The organism is Ruegeria sp. CI1 (assembly GCF_056536925.1).
Genome location: NZ_JBQFQP010000003.1, coordinates 1 through 16,930 on the forward strand (window position 1 = coordinate 1; position 16,930 = coordinate 16,930).

A 16,930-nucleotide genomic window follows, 5' to 3' on the forward strand; every position below is an offset into this window, starting at 1 on the left:
CAACCTGCCGCAACTTCGAGACAATTTCTTCAGGCTTCGGTCGCTTGTTTGCCATTTCTGATCCTCCGTTTCCTAATCTTAACGGTGGACCCATTCAAATGGGGAGCCTCACAATCAATTACGATCTGGTTTATCGAGACGTGGTAGCGGGTAGGCAATACGTCTCTTAAGAATTCGGCGAGGACGCTTTCAATTCGCGCCCCTTTTAAGCCTGAATGTTCGACGAAGCTGGCAGCTTCCAAGTCAAGCTTGAGTTTCTTGGCAATGTGAAAGAACCCTGCCTTAAATGGGTTGATGCCTAACCCCATAGCTCACCGCGCAAACTTCTTATGCTTCAACCGCTTGGGCTCCAGCGCGTCCGGTCCCAGGCGGCGCTTTTTGTCCTCTTCGTAATCCTCGAAGTTGCCCTCGAACCATTCCACATGCGCGTCGCCTTCAAACGCCAGAATATGCGTGCAGATGCGGTCGAGGAAGAAACGGTCGTGCGAGATGACGACGGCGCAGCCGGCGAAATCGACCAGCGCGTCTTCCAGTGCGCGCAGGGTTTCGACGTCGAGGTCGTTGGTGGGTTCGTCCAGCAGCAGGACGTTGCCGCCCTCTTTCAGCAGGCGGGCCATGTGGACGCGGTTGCGCTCACCCCCTGACAGCAGCGAGACCTTTTTTTGCTGGTCGCCGCCCTTGAAGTTGAAGGACGAGCAATAGGCGCGGGAATTGACCTGCGCGTCGCCCAGCTGGATGATCTCGGCGCCGCCGGTGATCGCCTCCCACACGGTGTCGTTGTCTTTCAGGTCGTCGCGGGACTGGTCGACATAGGACAGCTGCACCGTGTCGCCGTATTCGATGGTGCCGGCGTCGGGCTGTTCCTGCCCGGTGAGCATTTTGAACAGCGTCGACTTACCCGCGCCGTTGGGGCCGATCACACCGACGATGCCGCCGGGGGGCAGGGCAAAGTCAAGCTTTTCGATCAGCTGCTTGTCGCCCATGTGCTTGGCAAGCCCGTTGACCTCGATCACCTTGCCGCCAAGTCGGGGGCCGTTGGGGATGACGATCTGGGCGCGGGTCAGCTTTTCGCGTTCGGACTGTTCGGCCAGCTCGTTATAGGCGTTGATCCGGGCCTTGGATTTGGCCTGACGGGCCTTTTGCCCCTGACGCATCCATTCCAGTTCGCGCTGCAGGGTCTTCTGCTTGGACTTGTCCTCGCGCGCTTCCTGTTCCAGCCGCTTGGCCTTTTGTTCCAGCCATGCCGAATAGTTGCCCTCGTAAGGAATGCCGCGGCCGCGGTCGAGTTCCAGGATCCAGCCGGTGATGTCATCCAGGAAATACCGGTCGTGGGTGACGATCAGGATGGTGCCCTTGTAGTCGATCAGGTGCTGTTGCAGCCAGGCGATGGTCTCGGCGTCCAGGTGGTTGGTCGGTTCGTCCAAGAGCAGCATGTCGGGCGCTTCCAGCAGCAGCTTGCACAGCGCCACGCGGCGTTTTTCACCGCCCGAAAGGTTGGCGATGTTGGCATCGTCCGGCGGGCAGCGCAGCGCCTCCATCGACACGTCGATCTGGCTGTCGAGATCCCACAGATTCTGGCTGTCGATTTCGTCCTGCAGCTTGGCCATCTCGTCGGCGGTTTCATCCGAGTAGTTCATGGCCAGTTCGTTGTAGCGGTCGAGGATCGCCTTCTTTTCAGCTACGCCCAGCATGACGTTTTCGCGCACGGTCAGCGATTCATCCAGCTGCGGCTCCTGCGGAAGATAGCCAACCTTGGCGCCTTCGGCGGCCCATGCCTCACCGGTGAAGTCGGTGTCGAGGCCGGCCATGATCTTCATCAGCGTCGATTTACCCGCGCCGTTGACGCCGACGACGCCGATTTTCACGCCGGGCAGAAAGCTCAGGTGGATGTTTTCGAAGCACTTCTTGCCACCGGGGTAGGTCTTGGAGACACCCTGCATGTGGTAGACATATTGATAGGCGGCCATGTCGTGTCCTCTGGAAAGGGGAATTCGGGTTGGGCGGTGTGATAGCGGAAGGCGTGAGGAGGGGCAATCGTCTAGAAATGAAGAAGACATGCCGCAGGTTTGATTTGATTTTTTCGGCCTTCTGCAGTGCTTTCGGGGCAAAGGAGGCATCGGATCATGCGGAATCGTTCAACTGCCGGATTGCTTGGGCTGTTTGGCCTTGCCTGTCTGGTCCTCGCGGGATGCACCTCGCGCACGGATCGGTTGGCGAAGGTTCCCAATGTCTATGCCGAGGGGCGCAATTATCAGGCCGACAGGGTTCCGCCCGTCTATCGCAGCGTGACGCCGCAGGTTCTGTATGCCACCGACCGGTCGCAGGATCTGAAAGAGAATGGCGAGGTAGTGTATCTGTCAGAGCGTTCGGATTCGATGTCATACGGCACGGCGACGGTCGCCTTCAGCGGCGTCGACAGCTGGAACGCGCTGCTGGCGCAGACCCAGGCGGGCAGCACGCAGCGCCCGGCCCGGCTGAATGTGGCGTCATTTGCCGACCACATCCGCTTTTCCAAGACGCCGCTGGTATCGGAACGCCGCGACGGGCGGTTGCAGACCGAGGCGGGCGCCAGGCGGACCTATGAGCTTTATGCCGATCAGTTCCGCACCGCCATCGCCGAACAGACACGGCAAAGCGGGACGGGCAACATCCTGATCTACGTGCACGGGTTCAACAACGAATTCGACGACGCGCTGACGACGCTGACCAATATCTGGCACTATTCCGGGCGGCAGTCGATCCCGCTGGCATTTTCCTGGCCTGCCGGAAACCCGGGCCTGTTCAAGTATTTCAAGGACCGCGAATCGAGCGAGTTTTCAGTCTATCATTTCAAGGAATTGCTGGATCTGCTGGCCTCGGCGCCCGAGGTCGACCAGATCGATATCGTGGCGCATTCGCGGGGCACGGACGTGGTGACGTCGGCGTTGCGCGAACTGGTCATCCGCGAGCGGGGACGGGGCAACAAGCCCAAGCTGACCATGAAGACCGGCACCCTGATTTTGGCCGCGCCCGATCTGGATGTGGGCACGGTGCGCCAGCGGCTGATCAGCGAGCGGTTTTCCGAGGCCTTCGAGCAGGTCAACGTCTATATCAACCCCAGGGACAAGGCGCTGGCCTATGCTTCGGTGCTGACGCAGGAGGCACGGTTCGGTCGACTGGACGCGTCGGATTTCGCGCCGGGCGAGCTTGCGGCGCTGCAAAAGGTGGGGCTGATCCACTTCATCCGGGTCGAAGGTGCGGGCGGCAATGGGCATTCCTATTTCCGCGACAATCCGGGTGTGATGTCGGATATCGCGCTGGCGCTGCGGACCCGGGCCTTTCCCGGCGGCACGCTGCGGCCGCTGGAGCAGGATCAGGACACGATCTGGCGGTTGCACAGCAGCTATCCGCTGGACCGCCTGCCGGACCTGAGCTTTATTCCGGTGGGAGGAGAGCGGTAATGCCTGAATTGGCCGAACTGATCGCGGGTTGGGCACAGCCCGGACAGGTGCGCTGGATCGGCGTGCGGCCCGAGCGGCGCGCCCCGATGCGCGCCCTGGAGGCGGTTCAGGTCGGCCCGGAAGGGTTGCAGGGTGACCGCGCGCGGGCGGGCAAGCGGGCGGTGACGCTGATCCAGGCCGAGCATCTGGCGCCGATTGGGGCGTATCTTGGAAAAGGGTCAGTGGCGCCGGATATCCTGCGGCGCAACCTTGTCGTTTCCGGAATAAACCTGTCCGCCCTCAAGGGGCGTGACGTGCGGGTGGGTGAGGCGGTTCTGCGCCTCGGCGTGATCTGCGCGCCGTGCAGCCGGATGGAAGAGGCGCTGGGCAAGGGAGGCTATTCGGCGGTGCGCGGGCATGGCGGCTGGTGTGCCGAAGTGCTGCGGCCGGGGCTGATCCGGCTGGGCGACGACGTCAGTCCAGTCGATTGACAAGCGTCGCCAGTTCTGAACAACAGCGAAGAATGATGAGGCACTCCATACCCTTTGCGCGCCCCGGACAGGTGGTCGGCCTGCTGGGCGGTTCGTTCGACCCGCCGCACCAGGGCCATGTCCACATCACCCGCGAGGCGATGAAGGCGTTCGGGCTGGACCGCGTGTGGTGGCTGGTGTCGCCGGGAAACCTGCTCAAGGAACGTGGTCCCGCGCCGCTAGACCAGCGCATGGCGGCGGCGCGTGCGCTGATGCGCCATCCGCGCGTCGAAATCACCGATATCGAGGCCAGAATCGGCACGCGGGCAACAGCGGACACGTTGGCGGCGCTCAGGGTGCTTTATCCGGCGGTGCGGTTTGTCTGGCTGATGGGGGCCGACAATCTGGCGCAACTGCATAAATGGCGCAACTGGCGGTCGATCATGGAAACCGTGCCCGTGGGTGTCGTCGCGCGCCCGGGGGATCGCATTGCAGCGCGGATGTCGCCGGCGGCACGCGCGTTCGGGCGATATCGGATCGACGGGCAGGCCCGCCATCTGCTGGGGCGCTCCGACGCGCCCGCGTGGTGTTTTGCCGATGTGCCGATGCTGCATGTCAGCTCGACGCAACTCCGCCAGCGCGGGGCATGGGTGCGGGCAATCGAATAGAGCGCCTTTGGCGCGCTCTTTTGGTTTTTTGTTGAGGGACGCTGTCCGTCAAGCTCCCTGGGGTATTTGCAGCCAGAAAGAAGCATATGCGCGGCCTTGCGTCCTTGCCGGGTTGCGCCACAAGGCGCCTGCCGCCCAAAAACCGCGTTCATACCTTCGCGAGGACGAAGGGAAATCAATAGGATATTCCCGGTGCGGTCCCTTATACTGGGTCTCGAACTGGCCGAGGACCCGACCAACCATGACCACAACCGCCCGCCTGATCCTCTGTGCCGGGGTGCTGGCCGTTCTTGTGGCCGGAACATGGGCGGCCTATGCCTATGGCGAGTATTTCGCCACGCCCGGACAGATGGCGGCCTATCTGCGCGGCTACGGGATGTGGGCGCCCGCGATGGTGATCGGGCTGATGATCCTGCACAGTTTCGTGCCGTTCCCGGCTGAAATCCTGGCCATCTGCGCCGGTGCGATATTCGGTACGCTGACCGGAGCGGCGCTGATCTGGTGCGGTGCTATGCCGGGGGCGCTGGTGGCCTTTGGCCTTGCCCGCTGGCTGGGCCGTGATGTCGTGCGGGGCTGGCTCAGCCAGTCGCAGGCGCGGCGGCTGGATGACTGGACCCTTACGCAGGGCGCCTTCACGCTGCTGGTCCTGAGATTCCTGCCGGTGGTCGCGTTCAACCTGATCAACTATGCCGCCGGTCTGACCCGCGTGCCGCTCTGGACATTCGTCTGGACAACCGCCGTTGGCATCATACCGATCACGCTGTTGTCGACCTGGCTGGGCGCGCATATGCGACAACTCGACTGGACGACGCTGCTGGTGTTCTCGGGGGTGGGGATCGTTGCCGTGGTCGGCCTGCACCGGCTGATCAGGGCGCGGGGGTGGGGATGAGCGCGACGCCCCCCGATGCCGAAGACCTCAAAGCCATGGTGTCGCTGTCGCGGCAAAGGCCGGTCAGCTATGGCTTTTGCCTGGGCAGCTCGGTGGAAACCAGCGTTCTGGTCATGCATCGCGACCGCGCGCCGGATGTCATGGGGCGGGTGGCGCGGCAACTGGGCGAGACCCCGAAAGTGGCTTTCGGCACGGCGTCGACGCGGGGTCGGGTGATGACGCTCAGCTGCGACAACCGCCCGCCGCCCCGGCTGGCCCGCCGGATCAAGCGGTTCCTGCACGACCAGGGGCTGAAGCTCAAGGTCGTGCTGCAGGACGGGCCTGCAGCGCCTCAGACAAGTGCCGCATCAGAACCTCTGGCCGATACGCGCTGGACCCGGCTCAGGGCGCGTGCCGGGCAGTTGGTCGCGGCCAGATCGGAAAAGGACCCGCAGGCAGCGGCGCGGCTTGATGCGGCGCTGGATATCGTTGATGGCAAATGGCGGTCGGGCGACCGCAAGGGCGCGGCCAAGGCCCTGCGCCATGTCGTCATGGCCATAGCCGCGCGTGCGGAAAAGTAACGGCCCGGCAAAAACACATGCCACCGGGTGGCGCATCGGCGCGAACATAGTAAGTTTCCCGCACCATGTGTTTTTCCGCCCAGGCCAGCTTTGTCGCTGGCGCCGCCCTGATATCGTGCAGCTATTTCACCACCGCCGCCGCGCGCCGGGCCGGGCGGCGTTACCTCGCGCTGGCCACCTTGCCGCTGTTCTTCGGCATCCAGCAGCTGGCCGAAGGGTTCCTGTGGCTTTCGCTTGACGGCGCCACGGCCTTGCCCCTGCGGCCCGAGATGGTCTTTCTGTTCTTCGCCTACTGGTTCTGGCCGTTCTGGGTGCCGCTTTCCTCGGCGCTGATCGAACCGGGCCCGGCGCGGAGAAAGCTGTTCTCGTGGATCGCCGTGGCCGGGTTCATTCTGGGGATGTTGCTGTTCCTGCCGGTTCTTTATCATCCGGAACGGCTTGAAATCGTGCTGGTGCATCATTCCATCCGCTACGAAAACCCTCACATGTTTCCCACCGAGATGCTCAAGGTTGCGGTTCGGGTCGTCTATGCGATCATCATCGTCGTGCCCCTGATCGGCTCCGGCCACCGGCAGCTTCGCATCTTCGGCTGGCTGATCGCGGCCTCTGTCGCGATCGGTTTTCTGTTCGCCTCCTACGCCTTCACCTCGATCTGGTGTTTCATGGCGGCGATCCTGTCGGCCTATGTCTTTTGGATGATGCGCCGGATGTCACCGCAGCGCGGCATCTGAGCTATCCCGCCAACAGGGCCGATGCAGATTTTTCGACGCTCGGCGGCAGACCGAATTTGCGGGAATACTCCCGGCTGAACTGGGTGGGGCTTTCATACCCTACCTCGAACGCGGTCGATGCAACCGAATGGCCCCCCGACATCAACAGCCGTCGCGCCTCCAGCAGGCGCAGCTCTTTCTGGTACTGCAACGGTGTTGTCGAGGTCACCGCCTTGAAATGTTCATGAAAGGCCGAGGCGCTCATCCCCGATTCAGCGGCCAGATCGGCAACCGGGATCGGCTGGCGGAAATCACTGCGGATCAGCGCGATGGCTCTGGAAATCCGGCTGGCCGGGCTTTCGTGCCTTAGCAGCTGGCGCAACATGCCGCCGTGACGCGCGCGCAGCAGCCGGAAATGGATCTCCTTCAGCACCAAAGGGCCAAGCGCGCGGGCCTCCACCGGGTCGCACGACAGCCGGAACAGCCGCGCCACCGCGTCGATCAGGGCCGCATCGCTGGCCGCCGCATCCAGAGAATGCAGATGGCCCTCGGGTTCAGCCATTTCCCCGATCTCGTCATACAGGCTGCGCGCCAGCGCCAGATCCAGCCGCAGGGCAAGCGCGGTATAGGGGGCATTGGGGCTGGCCTGAATGACCGCCGCGTCCACCGGCACCGCGTGGCTGACGATCAGTGTGTCGCCCGCACCATAGCGCACGACCCGCCCGCCCATATGCGCCTCTTTCGCACCCTGCAGTACCAGACACATGATGGGATCATAAAACGCCGCCGAGCAGGCGGTCTTTTCCAGGTTGCCAATGGCGTACAGCCCCTTGACGCCCGTCTCGCACCCGGATCCCAACGCATCCCGCGCCTTGACATAGCTGAAAACCTCGCTGACCAGATCTTTGGGTATCATCGGAACAGCCCTCCTGCCTTTGAAACATAGACCGGATGGCGTGGGCAATGAACACTAAATCCCAAAGCTTCGGAGGATCAGGCAGATCATTCGGAGGATCGGGCAAGGCCGATCCCGATCCGGTTGATAGGTATGGATCACATCCAACAGAAAGAGGTCCCAATGCCACAGACCATACTCATCACCGGCGCATCTTCGGGCATCGGCAAGGCCACGGCCCGGCTTTTCCTGTCACAGGGTTGGAACGTGATCGCCACCATGCGCAATCCCGGCGACGGTGGCGAATTCGAAGCGGCTGAGAATGCTCTGGTTGCGGCGCTGGACGTCACCAAACCCGACACGATCGCATCTGCCGTTGAACAGGGGATTGCGAAATTCGGCAGGATCGACGCGCTGTTGAACAACGCGGGTTACGGCGCCTATGGCCCGCTCGAGGCGTTTTCGATGGCGCAGGTCCAGCGGCAGTTCGACACCAACGTGATCGGTCTGATTGCCGTGACCAAGGAAATGCTGCCCCACTTCCGCACCGAAAAATCCGGCACCATCGTCAACATCTCTTCCATCGGTGGGCAGATGACCTTTCCGCTTGGCACTTTGTATCACGGCACCAAATTCGCGGTAGAGGGCCTGTCCGAGGCGCTTCATTACGAGCTTGAAGCATTTGGCGTTAAGGTAAAGATCGTTGAACCCGGTATGATCAAAACCGATTTCGGGGGGCGGTCTTTCGAATTCGTGATGGATGAAACCATGCCTGAATATTTGCCGACCGTCTCTGGCATGCAGGCCGCGATGGGATTTTATGCGGCGTCGCCTTCCGAACCCGAGGTTGTGGCCGGGGTGATCTGGAACGCGGTGACCGACGGCAGCGACCGCCTGCGCTATCGCGCCGGTGCCGATGCCGAGGCGCTGCTGGATGCGCGCAAGGCGCAGGATGACGAAACCTTTATCGGCACCATGAAACAGAACATGCGGGGATAGACCCAGACAATCGGAGGACGTGACATGTATACTCAAGCGATCGAACGGGGCGGTCTGGCCGTCGTGACCGGCGGTGCCAGTGGTGTCGGTCTGGCGGCGGCGGAACGCTTTGCCCAGGCAGGGCTGGGGGTGGTTCTGGCCGATCTGCCCGGCGAGGCGCTGGACGCCGCCACCGCCCGGATCACCAAGCTGGCCCGCGACGGCGTCACCGTGATGGCCGTACCCACCGATGTCAGCGATGCAACATCCGTCGCGGCGCTGGCCGATGCCGCCTTTGCCGCGGGCGAGGTTGCTGTGCTGATGAACAACGCCGGCATTGCCCGCCCCAGCACCAGCTGGACCAACCCCGAAGCGTGGCGGCAGATGCTTGAGGTCAACCTGTTCGGTGTGATCAACGGCGTGCAGTCTTTCCTGCCCCGCATGGTCGCCGCCGAGCGACCCGCCGTGGTGATCAACACCGGCTCCAAACAGGGGATCACCACGCCACCCGGCAGCCCGGCCTACAATGTCTCCAAGGCGGGGGTGAAGGTTCTGACCGAGATGCTGGCCCATGACCTGCGACAGGCCGAGGCTCCGATTTCGGCGCATCTCTTTGTGCCCGGTTTCACCTATACCGGCATGATCGCCCGCCACATGCCGGAAAAACCGGCCGCGGCCTGGACCTCGGAACAGACCGTGGATCACCTGATCGCCCGCATGTCGGCGGGGGATTTCTATATCCTCTGCCCCGACAATGACGTCACCCCGGAACGCGACAGGAAACGGGTCGCCTGGGCCTTGGGGGATATCCTGGAAAACCGGCCCGCGCTGTCGCGCTGGCATCCAGAATTTGCCGAGGCTTTTGCCAGACACGAACAATCCTGAGGCGCGTGGATTGTACATTTCGGACAATGGCCCCTGAAATCACGGTACAAACTGCTACAAAAAAGCAGGTTCACCCTTGGGCGGGCACACGATAGAAGACCGCCAAGAGCAGTTTCCGGAGACCCGCCATGCCCGTGCCCAAGCCTGTTGTCCTGTGCATTCTCGACGGCTGGGGTCTGTCTGACGACGCGCGTTCGAACGCTCCGGTTCTGGCGCATACCCCCACCTTCGACGCCATCATGTCGCAAGGCCCGCACGCGCGGCTGATCACCCACGGCCCGGATGTGGGATTGCCCACCGGACAGATGGGCAATTCCGAGGTCGGCCACACCAATATCGGCGCCGGGCGGGTGGTGGCGATGGATCTCGGCCAGATTGATCTGGCTATCGAGGACGGGTCGTTTTTCGAGACCGAAACGTTGCGTGATTTCATTGCGAAAACAAAGACTTCTGGCGGCGTTGCGCATTTGATGGGACTGGTCTCGGACGGCGGGGTGCATGGCCATGTGAACCACATTGTCGCTGCCGCGCAGGCGATCACGCGGGCTGGTGTTCCGGTGGCGCTTCACGCGATCACCGACGGACGCGACGTGGCCCCGAAATCCGCCTTCGGCTATATCGCCGAGCTGGAAGAGCGCCTGCCCGAGGGGGCTGGCATCGTTACCGTCTGTGGCCGCTATTTCGCCATGGACCGCGACAACCGCTGGGAGCGCGTGGCCGAGGCGTACGAGGCCATCGTCAACGGCAAGGGCCGCCCGGTCAGCACCGCCCATTCCGCAATCGATCACGCCTATAACCAATCGGAAACAGACGAATTCATCGCCCCCACGGTCCTGTCCGGATACCATGGAATCAAGGACGGAGACGCCGTTTTCTGCCTTAATTTCAGGGCCGACAGGGCGCGCGAAATCCTGCGCGCCATTGGCGAGCCGGGCTTTGCCGAGTTTGAAACCGGCCCGCGCCCCAAGTTGGCGGCGCTGCTGGGCATGGTCGAATACTCCGACCGTCACAACGCCTATATGACCACGGTTTTCCCAAAACGCGATATCGTCAACACGCTGGGGGAATGGGTGGCCAAGCAGGGCTTGCGTCAGTTTCGTCTTGCCGAAACCGAGAAATACCCGCATGTGACGTTCTTCCTCAACGGCGGCAAGGAGGAGCCTGAGGCGGGCGAAGATCGCCATATGCCCCAATCGCCCAAGGTCGCGACATATGACCTGCAACCAGAGATGAGTGCGCCCGAGGTGACAGAGAAGTTCGTCGAGGCGATCGAAGCGGGGTATGACCTGATCGTCACCAACTATGCCAACCCGGACATGGTCGGGCACACCGGCGATCTGCAAGCCGCGATCAAGGCCTGCGAGGCGGTGGACCAGGGTCTGGCCAGGGTTGTGGCCGCACTGGAAAAGGCAGGCGGCGCGATGATCGTGACCGCCGATCACGGCAATTGCGAAACCATGACCGATCCGGTTACCGGCGGGCCGCACACGGCGCATACTCTGAACCCGGTCCCGGTCGCCTTGGTTGGTGGGCCAGCCGGGGCAACCCTGCGCGAAGGGCGTTTGTCTGACCTGGCGCCGACGATCCTTGACCTGATGGGGTTGCCCAAACCGCCCGAAATGACGGGCGAGAGCCTGCTGAAATGAAATTCCATGCGGCTCTTTTGGCTGCTTTGATATGGTCCGGTGCGGCCAATGCCCAAAGCGATGCCGCCAGCGCGGCGCGCACGGCGGCTGCGATGCTGGAGCAGGCCACAATCTCTCTTGATGAGGCCGAAAGCGCGCGCGACCGCGTGCGGGCACTGACAACGACCATTCAGGCGTTTGAGGCAGGTTTGGCGGCGATGCGCGACGGTTTGCGCAAGGCAGCGACCCGCGAGGCGCAATTGGCTGCTGAATTGCGGTCGCGAGAAGACGAAATATCGGATCTTCTGGGTGTGCTGCAAACCATTGAAACCACACCGCCGCCGGTTCTGATGCTGCATCCGGTTGGGCCTTTGGGTGCGGCCCGGTCGGGCATGATGATGGCCGAGGTGGCACCTGCCCTGAATGCGCGAGCAGAAGACTTGCGACAGGATCTGACCGAGGTGCAGACCCTGCGCCAGCTACAGCAGAATGCAGCGGATACTCTTGCGGATGGATTGGCCGGTGTCCAAAAGGCGCGCGCCGAACTCAGCAAGGCGGTGGCGGACCGAACCGATCTGCCGCGCCGGTTTACCGAAGACCCTGTCAGGGCTGCGATCCTGATTTCCTCGACAGAAACGCTGGAAGGGTTTGCCAGCGGCCTGTCCGAAATCGCAGCGGGCGAGATCGCGGCGACCGACGCCGATATTTCAACGCAAAAGGGCGAATTGGAATTGCCGGTGCAGGGCGTCGTGTTGCGACGTGCCGGAGAGGCGGACGCCGCCGGAATCACCCGCAACGGTATGATCGTTGCAACACGGCCACGTGCGTTGGTGGTTTCTCCGACTGCGGCGACGATCCGGTATCGCGGTCCATTGCTGGACTTGGGAAACGTGGTCATTCTTGAGCCACAGCCGGATTTACTGTTCGTTTTCTCCGGGTTGCAGGAGGTCTTTGGCGCCCCCGGTCAGGTGGTTCCGGCGGGCAGCCCGGTCGGATTGATGGCGGGCACTACACCGGAAATCGGCGCTATTTTGTCAACAAGCGGTGATGGCACTGGAACTGACCGCCCAGAAACGCTCTATATAGAGGTGAGAGAAGGCAACAGCCCGGTGAACCCCGAGGCGTGGTTCCGAACGGACAAGGATGGATAGACGAGTATGAGAAAATTCGTGATGGCCGGTCTGGCCGGAACTATAGCGGGCGTGATCGCGACAACGCAGATCGCGGGTCCTCTGCTGGCGCAGGAAGCAAAGAACAACGCAACAGTTTACGAGCAACTTGATCTGTTCGGCGACATTTTTGAACGTATCCGCGCCCAGTACGTGGAGGAGGTCGAGGCGAATGAACTGATCGAAGCGGCCATTGACGGCATGCTGACATCGCTGGATCCGCATTCCAGCTATCTGTCGCCCGATGACGCGGAACAGATGCGGGTGCAGACGCGCGGCGAATTCGGCGGTCTGGGTATCGAAGTCACCCAGGAAGAGGGCTTTGTCAAAGTTGTCTCGCCGATCGACGGAACCCCGGCGGACGAGGCTGGGGTCGAGGCGGGCGATTTCATCACCCATGTCGACGGTGAAAGCGTTCTGGGCCTGACCCTGGACAAGGCAGTTGACCTGATGCGCGGGCCGGTCGGGTCCGAAATCGTGATCACCATCGTTCGCGAAGGCGAGGCTGAGCCGTTCGATGTCACGATCATCCGTGACACGATCAAGCTGACCGCCGTGCGCGCCCGCACCGAAGGCACCAGCGTGGTGCTGCGGGTGACGACCTTCAACGATCAGACTTATCCGAATCTCAAGGAAGGGCTGGACAAGCAGATCGAGGAAGCGGGCGGCATCGACAAGATCAACGGCGTCGTGCTGGATCTGCGCAACAACCCCGGCGGGTTGCTGACGCAGGCGATCAAGGTGTCGGACGCGTTCCTGGAAGAAGGCGAGATCGTATCGACCCGTGGCCGTAACCCAGAAGATGGCGAGCGGTTCAACGCGACCGCCGGCGATCTGGCGCTGGGCAAGCCGGTCGTGGTGCTGATCAATGGCGGTTCGGCCTCGGCCTCGGAAATCGTGGCCGGTGCCTTGCAGGACCACCGCCGGGCGATTGTCGTGGGCACCAAGAGCTTTGGCAAGGGTTCGGTCCAGACGGTGATGCCGTTGCGTGGCGATGGCGCGATGCGCCTGACCACGGCGCGGTATTACACGCCGTCGGGTCGCTCGATTCAGGCGCTGGGCGTCAGCCCGGATATTGTTGTCGAACAGCCACGCCGCCAGCCTGCGGAAGAGGCAGAGGAAGACAAGAAACCGCGCACCCGCTCCGAGGCTGACCTGCGCGGACGTCTGAACAATGACAGCCTTTCCGAGGACGAAGTCCGCCAGATCGAGGAAGATCGTGCAAAGGCGGAGGCAACCGCCGAACTGCGCGAGCAGGATTATCAATTGGCTTATGCAATCGACATTCTGAAAGGGCTGTCCGCCTTTGGTGCCGAGAACTGATAAAAAGGCAATTCTTGACAAGGGCCGCCATCGAGCGGCCCTTTTTGCTGCAATCAATGCGCCCCGCTGCCAACGGTCGACACCCGCTCGCTCCAACGGTTGATGATGCTACGCAATAGCGCCAGAACCACTTCGATCGAAAACCCCGCAAGGAATGCCAGCGCCAAAAGCCCGATCGATTTGAACGGCACATAGATCATGTTGGCCACCTCGGGGGTGAAGAAATTGACCACGGCAACACCGGCAAGCGATCCCATCATCAAGCGCACGACCGAGCGGAAGAACTTGGGATCGGGATTGGTGCGGCTGAGCATGAACCCCAGCGTGTAAACCATGGCCCCCAACGCGCCGTATAGCGACGGCAGCCACCATTTGGACACCACGCGGTATTCCCGTTGCAATTGATACGTGTTGTCGATCTTGAACGATTTGCCCGAGCCCAGCCAATGGAACGGTGAAAGGGGTTCCTGCTTGCGGGCGCAGCGGATGAACTGGATCAGCTTGGTGCGCAACGTGATATCGAACAGGATCTCGGGATTTTGCAGCGAACTTGCAACGCGTCTTGACTCGGCGCCCTGCGTTGCCAGCATACCCGAAATATTGGCCAGTATCTTTTTCACCTCGTCCTCGCACTGATCCGGTCGGAGAGGTGCGGTGAAATCGATGCCGGACCCGGCATAGAACGAGGCAGGTTCGGCCTGCACCGCCTTTGCGGATCGGGAAACGGACGCGCCGCGTTGACCAAGGTCGACCGTGTTCGAGACGCTTCTGAAAGTCTCTCTCATGACTGCGAAGTAGTCCAGAATGGCCTGTGGTGCGATTTCTCCGTTGGCGGAGACCTGTACGGGTGCCGACGTGCCGCCTTGAAAATATGGCGTCGCGGTATTGGTTTGAGGGCAAAAGATCTTGAGCCACTGCGCGCGATACGCTCTTTGCGGACGCGGCGACGCGTTGCTTGGACCGGGTGAAACCGCGCCCTGTTCAAAACAGGTATAGTCAGCGACCCGGCCCAGTGTCTTTTGCAGAGGGTAGGTTTCCTGTTCCGCCCTTTGAACATCCAGCCGCAGCTTTTCGACCTTTTCCTCGAAGGCGAGGATCTTGTCGAAATAAGACGACCCCTCGCTCCAGCTTGAATTCCATTGGCTGTCATGGCTGCCATTGTTCTCCAAACGTCCGATCAGCCAGGCCAGATAGGTGCGTTCCAGTTCCACCAAATCCTGTTTTTCAATGGCCTGAATCTCGCTGATCAGCAATTCGGTGCGTTGCGCCCAGACCGTGTAAAACCCGGTAAGAACAAAAAGCACCAATGCGCCCACCGCGATAGTCAGATTGGTGAACCATTTCTTTGTTCCATGCAGGATGCGCGAGGGCAAAGGGATATCCCGGGCGCTTTGGCGGCTTTGAAACGGGTTCCATTCCCGCAGGTCCAGCAGGGTGACGGGATAGATGCTGCGGATCACGTTGTTGAATTCCGACCGCAGCGTCCGGTAGGCTTCGGAGTCGATTTCCAGCCCACCTTCTTTTTCGGCCCTGTGCGCGGCTTCGAGCGCCAGCAGGAACTTGTCGTCATTCAGGTATCCGCAGCAGGTGGCGTAATTTTCAACCCGCCTTGCATCCCTGAGAAATTCGCGGACGGCAGTACGTTCCGAGGATTCATATGGTCTTTGGGTATCCTGGTTCGCCATGACATTTCACCCCAGATAACCCGGATACCAGGCGCCGTTATACCAACACTCGCAATAAGCTCCTGGCGGGCCGGGATAATCAGCCCAGCACCAGAAATAGGCCGTGAAACAAATCTCACCGGGATTGTGTGGCGGCACCTGCGCAAACGCATGTCTCGGTTGCAGGGAAACCGAGAGCAGAATTCCGAAGAGCCAGACAATAAATATCTTCTTTAAGCTGATCATAATTAAGCCTGAGCTGAAAAACTCAGACATTATATCATAAAATTTGATTTTCTGGGGAATATTTGGATGCACGTATAATCTGCTCCGAATTGCGAATTTACACGTGTTCCAGCATTTTGGCTCGATTGTCCTCGAGCCCCTGCGGTTTCAAACTTGCCGAAAGACGGATTACGCCTCTGTGCAATGGCGGCGAAATGCGCGTTTGAGCGTATCGAGTTCCGCCCTTAGCAACTCGATCTCGGCGCGCAGGTCATCTGCTGCCGGTTCTCCGGCAATCAGGGTGATATCGCCCAGTTTGGCGCCGGTCTCGGTGTCAAAGATGAGGATGCAATTCACGCCTTCGGTCACGGCCGCCGCCGGGACCGGTATTCGAACCGCCCATCCGGACCCGTCCTGTGTCACGGACACCCCATCGACGGGCTGGTCAAGATGCCGGACATCCAGACGCGGCGGTTCGGTAGCGCCGGTCACAAGGCCATCCCAGATCCCGTTTTCCAGGCGTAGTTTCGTCAGGGTCAACTGGCTCATGTCAGTCCTCGACTACAGATCGGCGCGGTGATGGCGGCACAGTGTCAGGTCGCGCAGAACGATCTGGTTCCATTCCGGATTCTGAATGATCAGGTCCAGCCAGATCTTTTCAACCCGTTTTTCGTTCATATCGGAATAGGCCAGATCGAATTCGGCGCTTGCTGCGCGCGTCTCGGTGGTCAGCTCTTGAGACACCTGCCCGGTATTCGGCCCATGTTGAACGTTGAGCCGAGCAATTATCCCGACCGGACGTTCTGCTTCGACAATCATATCCATGCGGATCATGTGAGCGCGCGTCAGCCCTTGCATGGCTTCGGGCGGCAGATCGATGGCCAATGCCAGAAACGACCCCTGAAACTCAAACACTTCCAGACAGACACCAAACGGCGCGAAATCCTCTTCATTCGTGTTGCGCAACTGGCGAAGGGTGATTTCGGAAAGCGGGCAGTCGTGGAACAGGGCGACATCGTCACCGATCTGTTCGCGTTTTGCCGCCGAGGATAGTCCCGGTTTGCGTATCGGGCCGCGCCACAGATTGGGTCGCCAGGCCCATTCTGTGCCGTGCGGTCGGGGAAAGTGATTGCTGCCCAGGCGCGGACGCGCCAGGCGTCCGTCCGCGACCTGGATAAGCTCGTCAAGGTTGCGGCGCAGGGCTCGGGCGCGGTTGCGCTGGCTGCGCAATTCAGTCAGATCGGCGCTCTTGGACCCGTTGGCAGCGGCCTGCCAGCGTTTCATCGCCTGTTTGTGCAAAATTCGGTCCAGCAACCTGTCCATCGCCTGTCCGTTGAGTGGATGATTGGCTCCTCTTTAGCGAAAGAACATTGGCAAGATAAAGACAATGCGCGGAAAATTTACCGGTAAATGAAATTCTGTACTCTGATCCGGGCATGGCGGGTGCTAT

17 protein-coding genes are annotated in these 16,930 nt (G+C 61.2%); 11 read left to right on the forward strand and 6 right to left on the reverse strand.

The window, feature by feature from the left end:
• Nucleotides 1-29: 29 nt before the first annotated feature.
• Together ACR0LZ_RS03730 and ettA are read right to left on the reverse strand one after the other, a co-directional pair.
• Nucleotides 30-308, reverse strand: a complete 279-nt coding sequence (locus ACR0LZ_RS03730; protein ID WP_480748438.1) for a DUF6602 domain-containing protein — start codon at nt 306-308, stop codon at nt 30-32.
• A gap of 3 nt (nt 309-311) precedes the next feature.
• Nucleotides 312-1,967: an energy-dependent translational throttle protein EttA gene (ettA, locus tag ACR0LZ_RS03735; protein WP_480748439.1), complete on the reverse strand. Its 1,656-nt coding sequence runs from the start codon at nt 1,965-1,967 to the stop codon at nt 312-314.
• Nucleotides 1,968-2,123: 156 nt separating this feature from the next.
• Between ettA and ACR0LZ_RS03740 the strand changes: the two genes are divergently transcribed.
• From ACR0LZ_RS03740 to ACR0LZ_RS03765, 6 genes are all read left to right on the forward strand, one after another.
• Nucleotides 2,124-3,440 (forward strand): alpha/beta hydrolase, encoded by a 1,317-nt coding sequence (locus tag ACR0LZ_RS03740; RefSeq protein WP_480748440.1) that lies wholly within the window; start codon nt 2,124-2,126, stop codon nt 3,438-3,440.
• Nucleotides 3,440-3,910 carry an MOSC domain-containing protein gene (locus ACR0LZ_RS03745; RefSeq protein WP_480748441.1) on the forward strand — a complete coding sequence of 157 codons (471 nt, stop codon included), beginning with the start codon at nt 3,440-3,442 and terminating at the stop codon, nt 3,908-3,910. The genes ACR0LZ_RS03740 and ACR0LZ_RS03745 overlap by 1 nt, the downstream gene beginning before the upstream one ends.
• Nucleotides 3,911-3,945: 35 nt before the next feature.
• On the forward strand, nt 3,946-4,557 hold the full coding sequence (locus ACR0LZ_RS03750) for a nicotinate-nucleotide adenylyltransferase (RefSeq protein WP_480748777.1): 612 nt from the start codon (nt 3,946-3,948) through the stop codon (nt 4,555-4,557).
• Nucleotides 4,558-4,798: 241 nt separating this feature from the next.
• The gene (locus ACR0LZ_RS03755) at nt 4,799-5,446 is read left to right on the forward strand and encodes a TVP38/TMEM64 family protein (protein WP_480748442.1); all 648 of its coding nucleotides are present in this window, start codon (nt 4,799-4,801) and stop codon (nt 5,444-5,446) included.
• Entirely contained in the window at nt 5,443-6,006 is a 564-nt protein-coding gene (locus tag ACR0LZ_RS03760; protein WP_480748443.1) for a hypothetical protein, read from the forward strand. Before ACR0LZ_RS03755 ends, ACR0LZ_RS03760 begins: the two co-directional genes overlap by 4 nt.
• A gap of 65 nt (nt 6,007-6,071) precedes the next feature.
• A complete protein-coding gene (locus ACR0LZ_RS03765) occupies nt 6,072-6,737 on the forward strand; it encodes a DUF6629 family protein (RefSeq protein WP_480748444.1) in 666 nt (221 codons plus the stop codon).
• A gap of 1 nt (nt 6,738) precedes the next feature.
• Here the strand turns inward: ACR0LZ_RS03765 and ACR0LZ_RS03770 are convergent, their stop codons facing one another.
• Nucleotides 6,739-7,632: an AraC family transcriptional regulator gene (locus tag ACR0LZ_RS03770; protein ID WP_480748445.1), complete on the reverse strand. Its 894-nt coding sequence runs from the start codon at nt 7,630-7,632 to the stop codon at nt 6,739-6,741.
• A 162-nt stretch (nt 7,633-7,794) separates the two neighbouring features.
• Between ACR0LZ_RS03770 and ACR0LZ_RS03775 the strand changes: the two genes are divergently transcribed.
• The 5 genes from ACR0LZ_RS03775 (at nt 7,795) to ACR0LZ_RS03795 (ending at nt 13,591) form a co-directional block, all read left to right on the forward strand.
• Complete coding sequence (locus ACR0LZ_RS03775; protein ID WP_480748446.1) at nt 7,795-8,610, forward strand: SDR family oxidoreductase; 816 nt, start codon at nt 7,795-7,797, stop codon at nt 8,608-8,610.
• A gap of 24 nt (nt 8,611-8,634) precedes the next feature.
• Nucleotides 8,635-9,474, forward strand: coding sequence for an SDR family NAD(P)-dependent oxidoreductase (locus tag ACR0LZ_RS03780; RefSeq protein WP_480748447.1), 840 nt, complete (start codon nt 8,635-8,637; stop codon nt 9,472-9,474).
• A 128-nt stretch (nt 9,475-9,602) separates the two neighbouring features.
• Nucleotides 9,603-11,120: a 2,3-bisphosphoglycerate-independent phosphoglycerate mutase gene (gene gpmI / locus ACR0LZ_RS03785; protein ID WP_480748448.1), complete on the forward strand. Its 1,518-nt coding sequence runs from the start codon at nt 9,603-9,605 to the stop codon at nt 11,118-11,120.
• The gene (locus ACR0LZ_RS03790; RefSeq protein WP_480748449.1) at nt 11,117-12,250 is read left to right on the forward strand and encodes a murein hydrolase activator EnvC family protein; all 1,134 of its coding nucleotides are present in this window, start codon (nt 11,117-11,119) and stop codon (nt 12,248-12,250) included. Before gpmI ends, ACR0LZ_RS03790 begins: the two co-directional genes overlap by 4 nt.
• Before the next feature lie 6 nt (nt 12,251-12,256).
• A complete protein-coding gene (locus ACR0LZ_RS03795; protein WP_480748450.1) occupies nt 12,257-13,591 on the forward strand; it encodes a S41 family peptidase in 1,335 nt (444 codons plus the stop codon).
• 53 nt (nt 13,592-13,644) lie between these two features.
• On the opposite strand, the gene ACR0LZ_RS03800 is transcribed toward ACR0LZ_RS03795, so the two are convergent.
• The 3 genes from ACR0LZ_RS03800 to ACR0LZ_RS03810 all read right to left on the reverse strand — a co-directional run bounded on the left by ACR0LZ_RS03800 (nt 13,645) and on the right by ACR0LZ_RS03810 (nt 16,803).
• On the reverse strand, nt 13,645-15,276 hold the full coding sequence (locus tag ACR0LZ_RS03800) for a hypothetical protein (protein ID WP_480748451.1): 1,632 nt from the start codon (nt 15,274-15,276) through the stop codon (nt 13,645-13,647).
• A 393-nt stretch (nt 15,277-15,669) separates the two neighbouring features.
• Nucleotides 15,670-16,029, reverse strand: coding sequence for a hypothetical protein (locus ACR0LZ_RS03805; RefSeq protein WP_480748452.1), 360 nt, complete (start codon nt 16,027-16,029; stop codon nt 15,670-15,672).
• A gap of 12 nt (nt 16,030-16,041) precedes the next feature.
• On the reverse strand, nt 16,042-16,803 hold the full coding sequence (locus ACR0LZ_RS03810; RefSeq protein ID WP_480748453.1) for a DUF6478 family protein: 762 nt from the start codon (nt 16,801-16,803) through the stop codon (nt 16,042-16,044).
• Between the last annotated feature and the right edge of the window lie 127 nt (nt 16,804-16,930).

Bases quoted from the DNA above. Each gene is read 5' to 3' on its own strand.
- ACR0LZ_RS03730 (WP_480748438.1), bottom strand. From the start codon at position 308: ATGGGGTTAGGCATCAACCCATTTAAGGCAGGGTTCTTTCACATTGCC.
- ACR0LZ_RS03740 (WP_480748440.1), top strand. From the start codon at position 2,124: ATGCGGAATCGTTCAACTGCCGGATTGCTTGGGCTGTTTGGCCTTGCC.
- ACR0LZ_RS03790 (WP_480748449.1), top strand. From the start codon at position 11,117: ATGAAATTCCATGCGGCTCTTTTGGCTGCTTTGATATGGTCCGGTGCG.
- ACR0LZ_RS03770 (WP_480748445.1), bottom strand. From the start codon at position 7,632: ATGATACCCAAAGATCTGGTCAGCGAGGTTTTCAGCTATGTCAAGGCG.
- ACR0LZ_RS03750 (WP_480748777.1), top strand. From the start codon at position 3,946: ATGAGGCACTCCATACCCTTTGCGCGCCCCGGACAGGTGGTCGGCCTG.
- ACR0LZ_RS03755 (WP_480748442.1), top strand. From the start codon at position 4,799: ATGACCACAACCGCCCGCCTGATCCTCTGTGCCGGGGTGCTGGCCGTT.
- ACR0LZ_RS03780 (WP_480748447.1), top strand. From the start codon at position 8,635: ATGTATACTCAAGCGATCGAACGGGGCGGTCTGGCCGTCGTGACCGGC.
- ACR0LZ_RS03795 (WP_480748450.1), top strand. From the start codon at position 12,257: ATGAGAAAATTCGTGATGGCCGGTCTGGCCGGAACTATAGCGGGCGTG.
- ettA (WP_480748439.1), bottom strand. From the start codon at position 1,967: ATGGCCGCCTATCAATATGTCTACCACATGCAGGGTGTCTCCAAGACC.
- ACR0LZ_RS03800 (WP_480748451.1), bottom strand. From the start codon at position 15,276: ATGGCGAACCAGGATACCCAAAGACCATATGAATCCTCGGAACGTACT.
- ACR0LZ_RS03775 (WP_480748446.1), top strand. From the start codon at position 7,795: ATGCCACAGACCATACTCATCACCGGCGCATCTTCGGGCATCGGCAAG.
- ACR0LZ_RS03805 (WP_480748452.1), bottom strand. From the start codon at position 16,029: ATGAGCCAGTTGACCCTGACGAAACTACGCCTGGAAAACGGGATCTGG.
- ACR0LZ_RS03765 (WP_480748444.1), top strand. From the start codon at position 6,072: ATGTGTTTTTCCGCCCAGGCCAGCTTTGTCGCTGGCGCCGCCCTGATA.
- ACR0LZ_RS03760 (WP_480748443.1), top strand. From the start codon at position 5,443: ATGAGCGCGACGCCCCCCGATGCCGAAGACCTCAAAGCCATGGTGTCG.
- ACR0LZ_RS03810 (WP_480748453.1), bottom strand. From the start codon at position 16,803: ATGGACAGGTTGCTGGACCGAATTTTGCACAAACAGGCGATGAAACGC.
- ACR0LZ_RS03745 (WP_480748441.1), top strand. From the start codon at position 3,440: ATGCCTGAATTGGCCGAACTGATCGCGGGTTGGGCACAGCCCGGACAG.
- gpmI (WP_480748448.1), top strand. From the start codon at position 9,603: ATGCCCGTGCCCAAGCCTGTTGTCCTGTGCATTCTCGACGGCTGGGGT.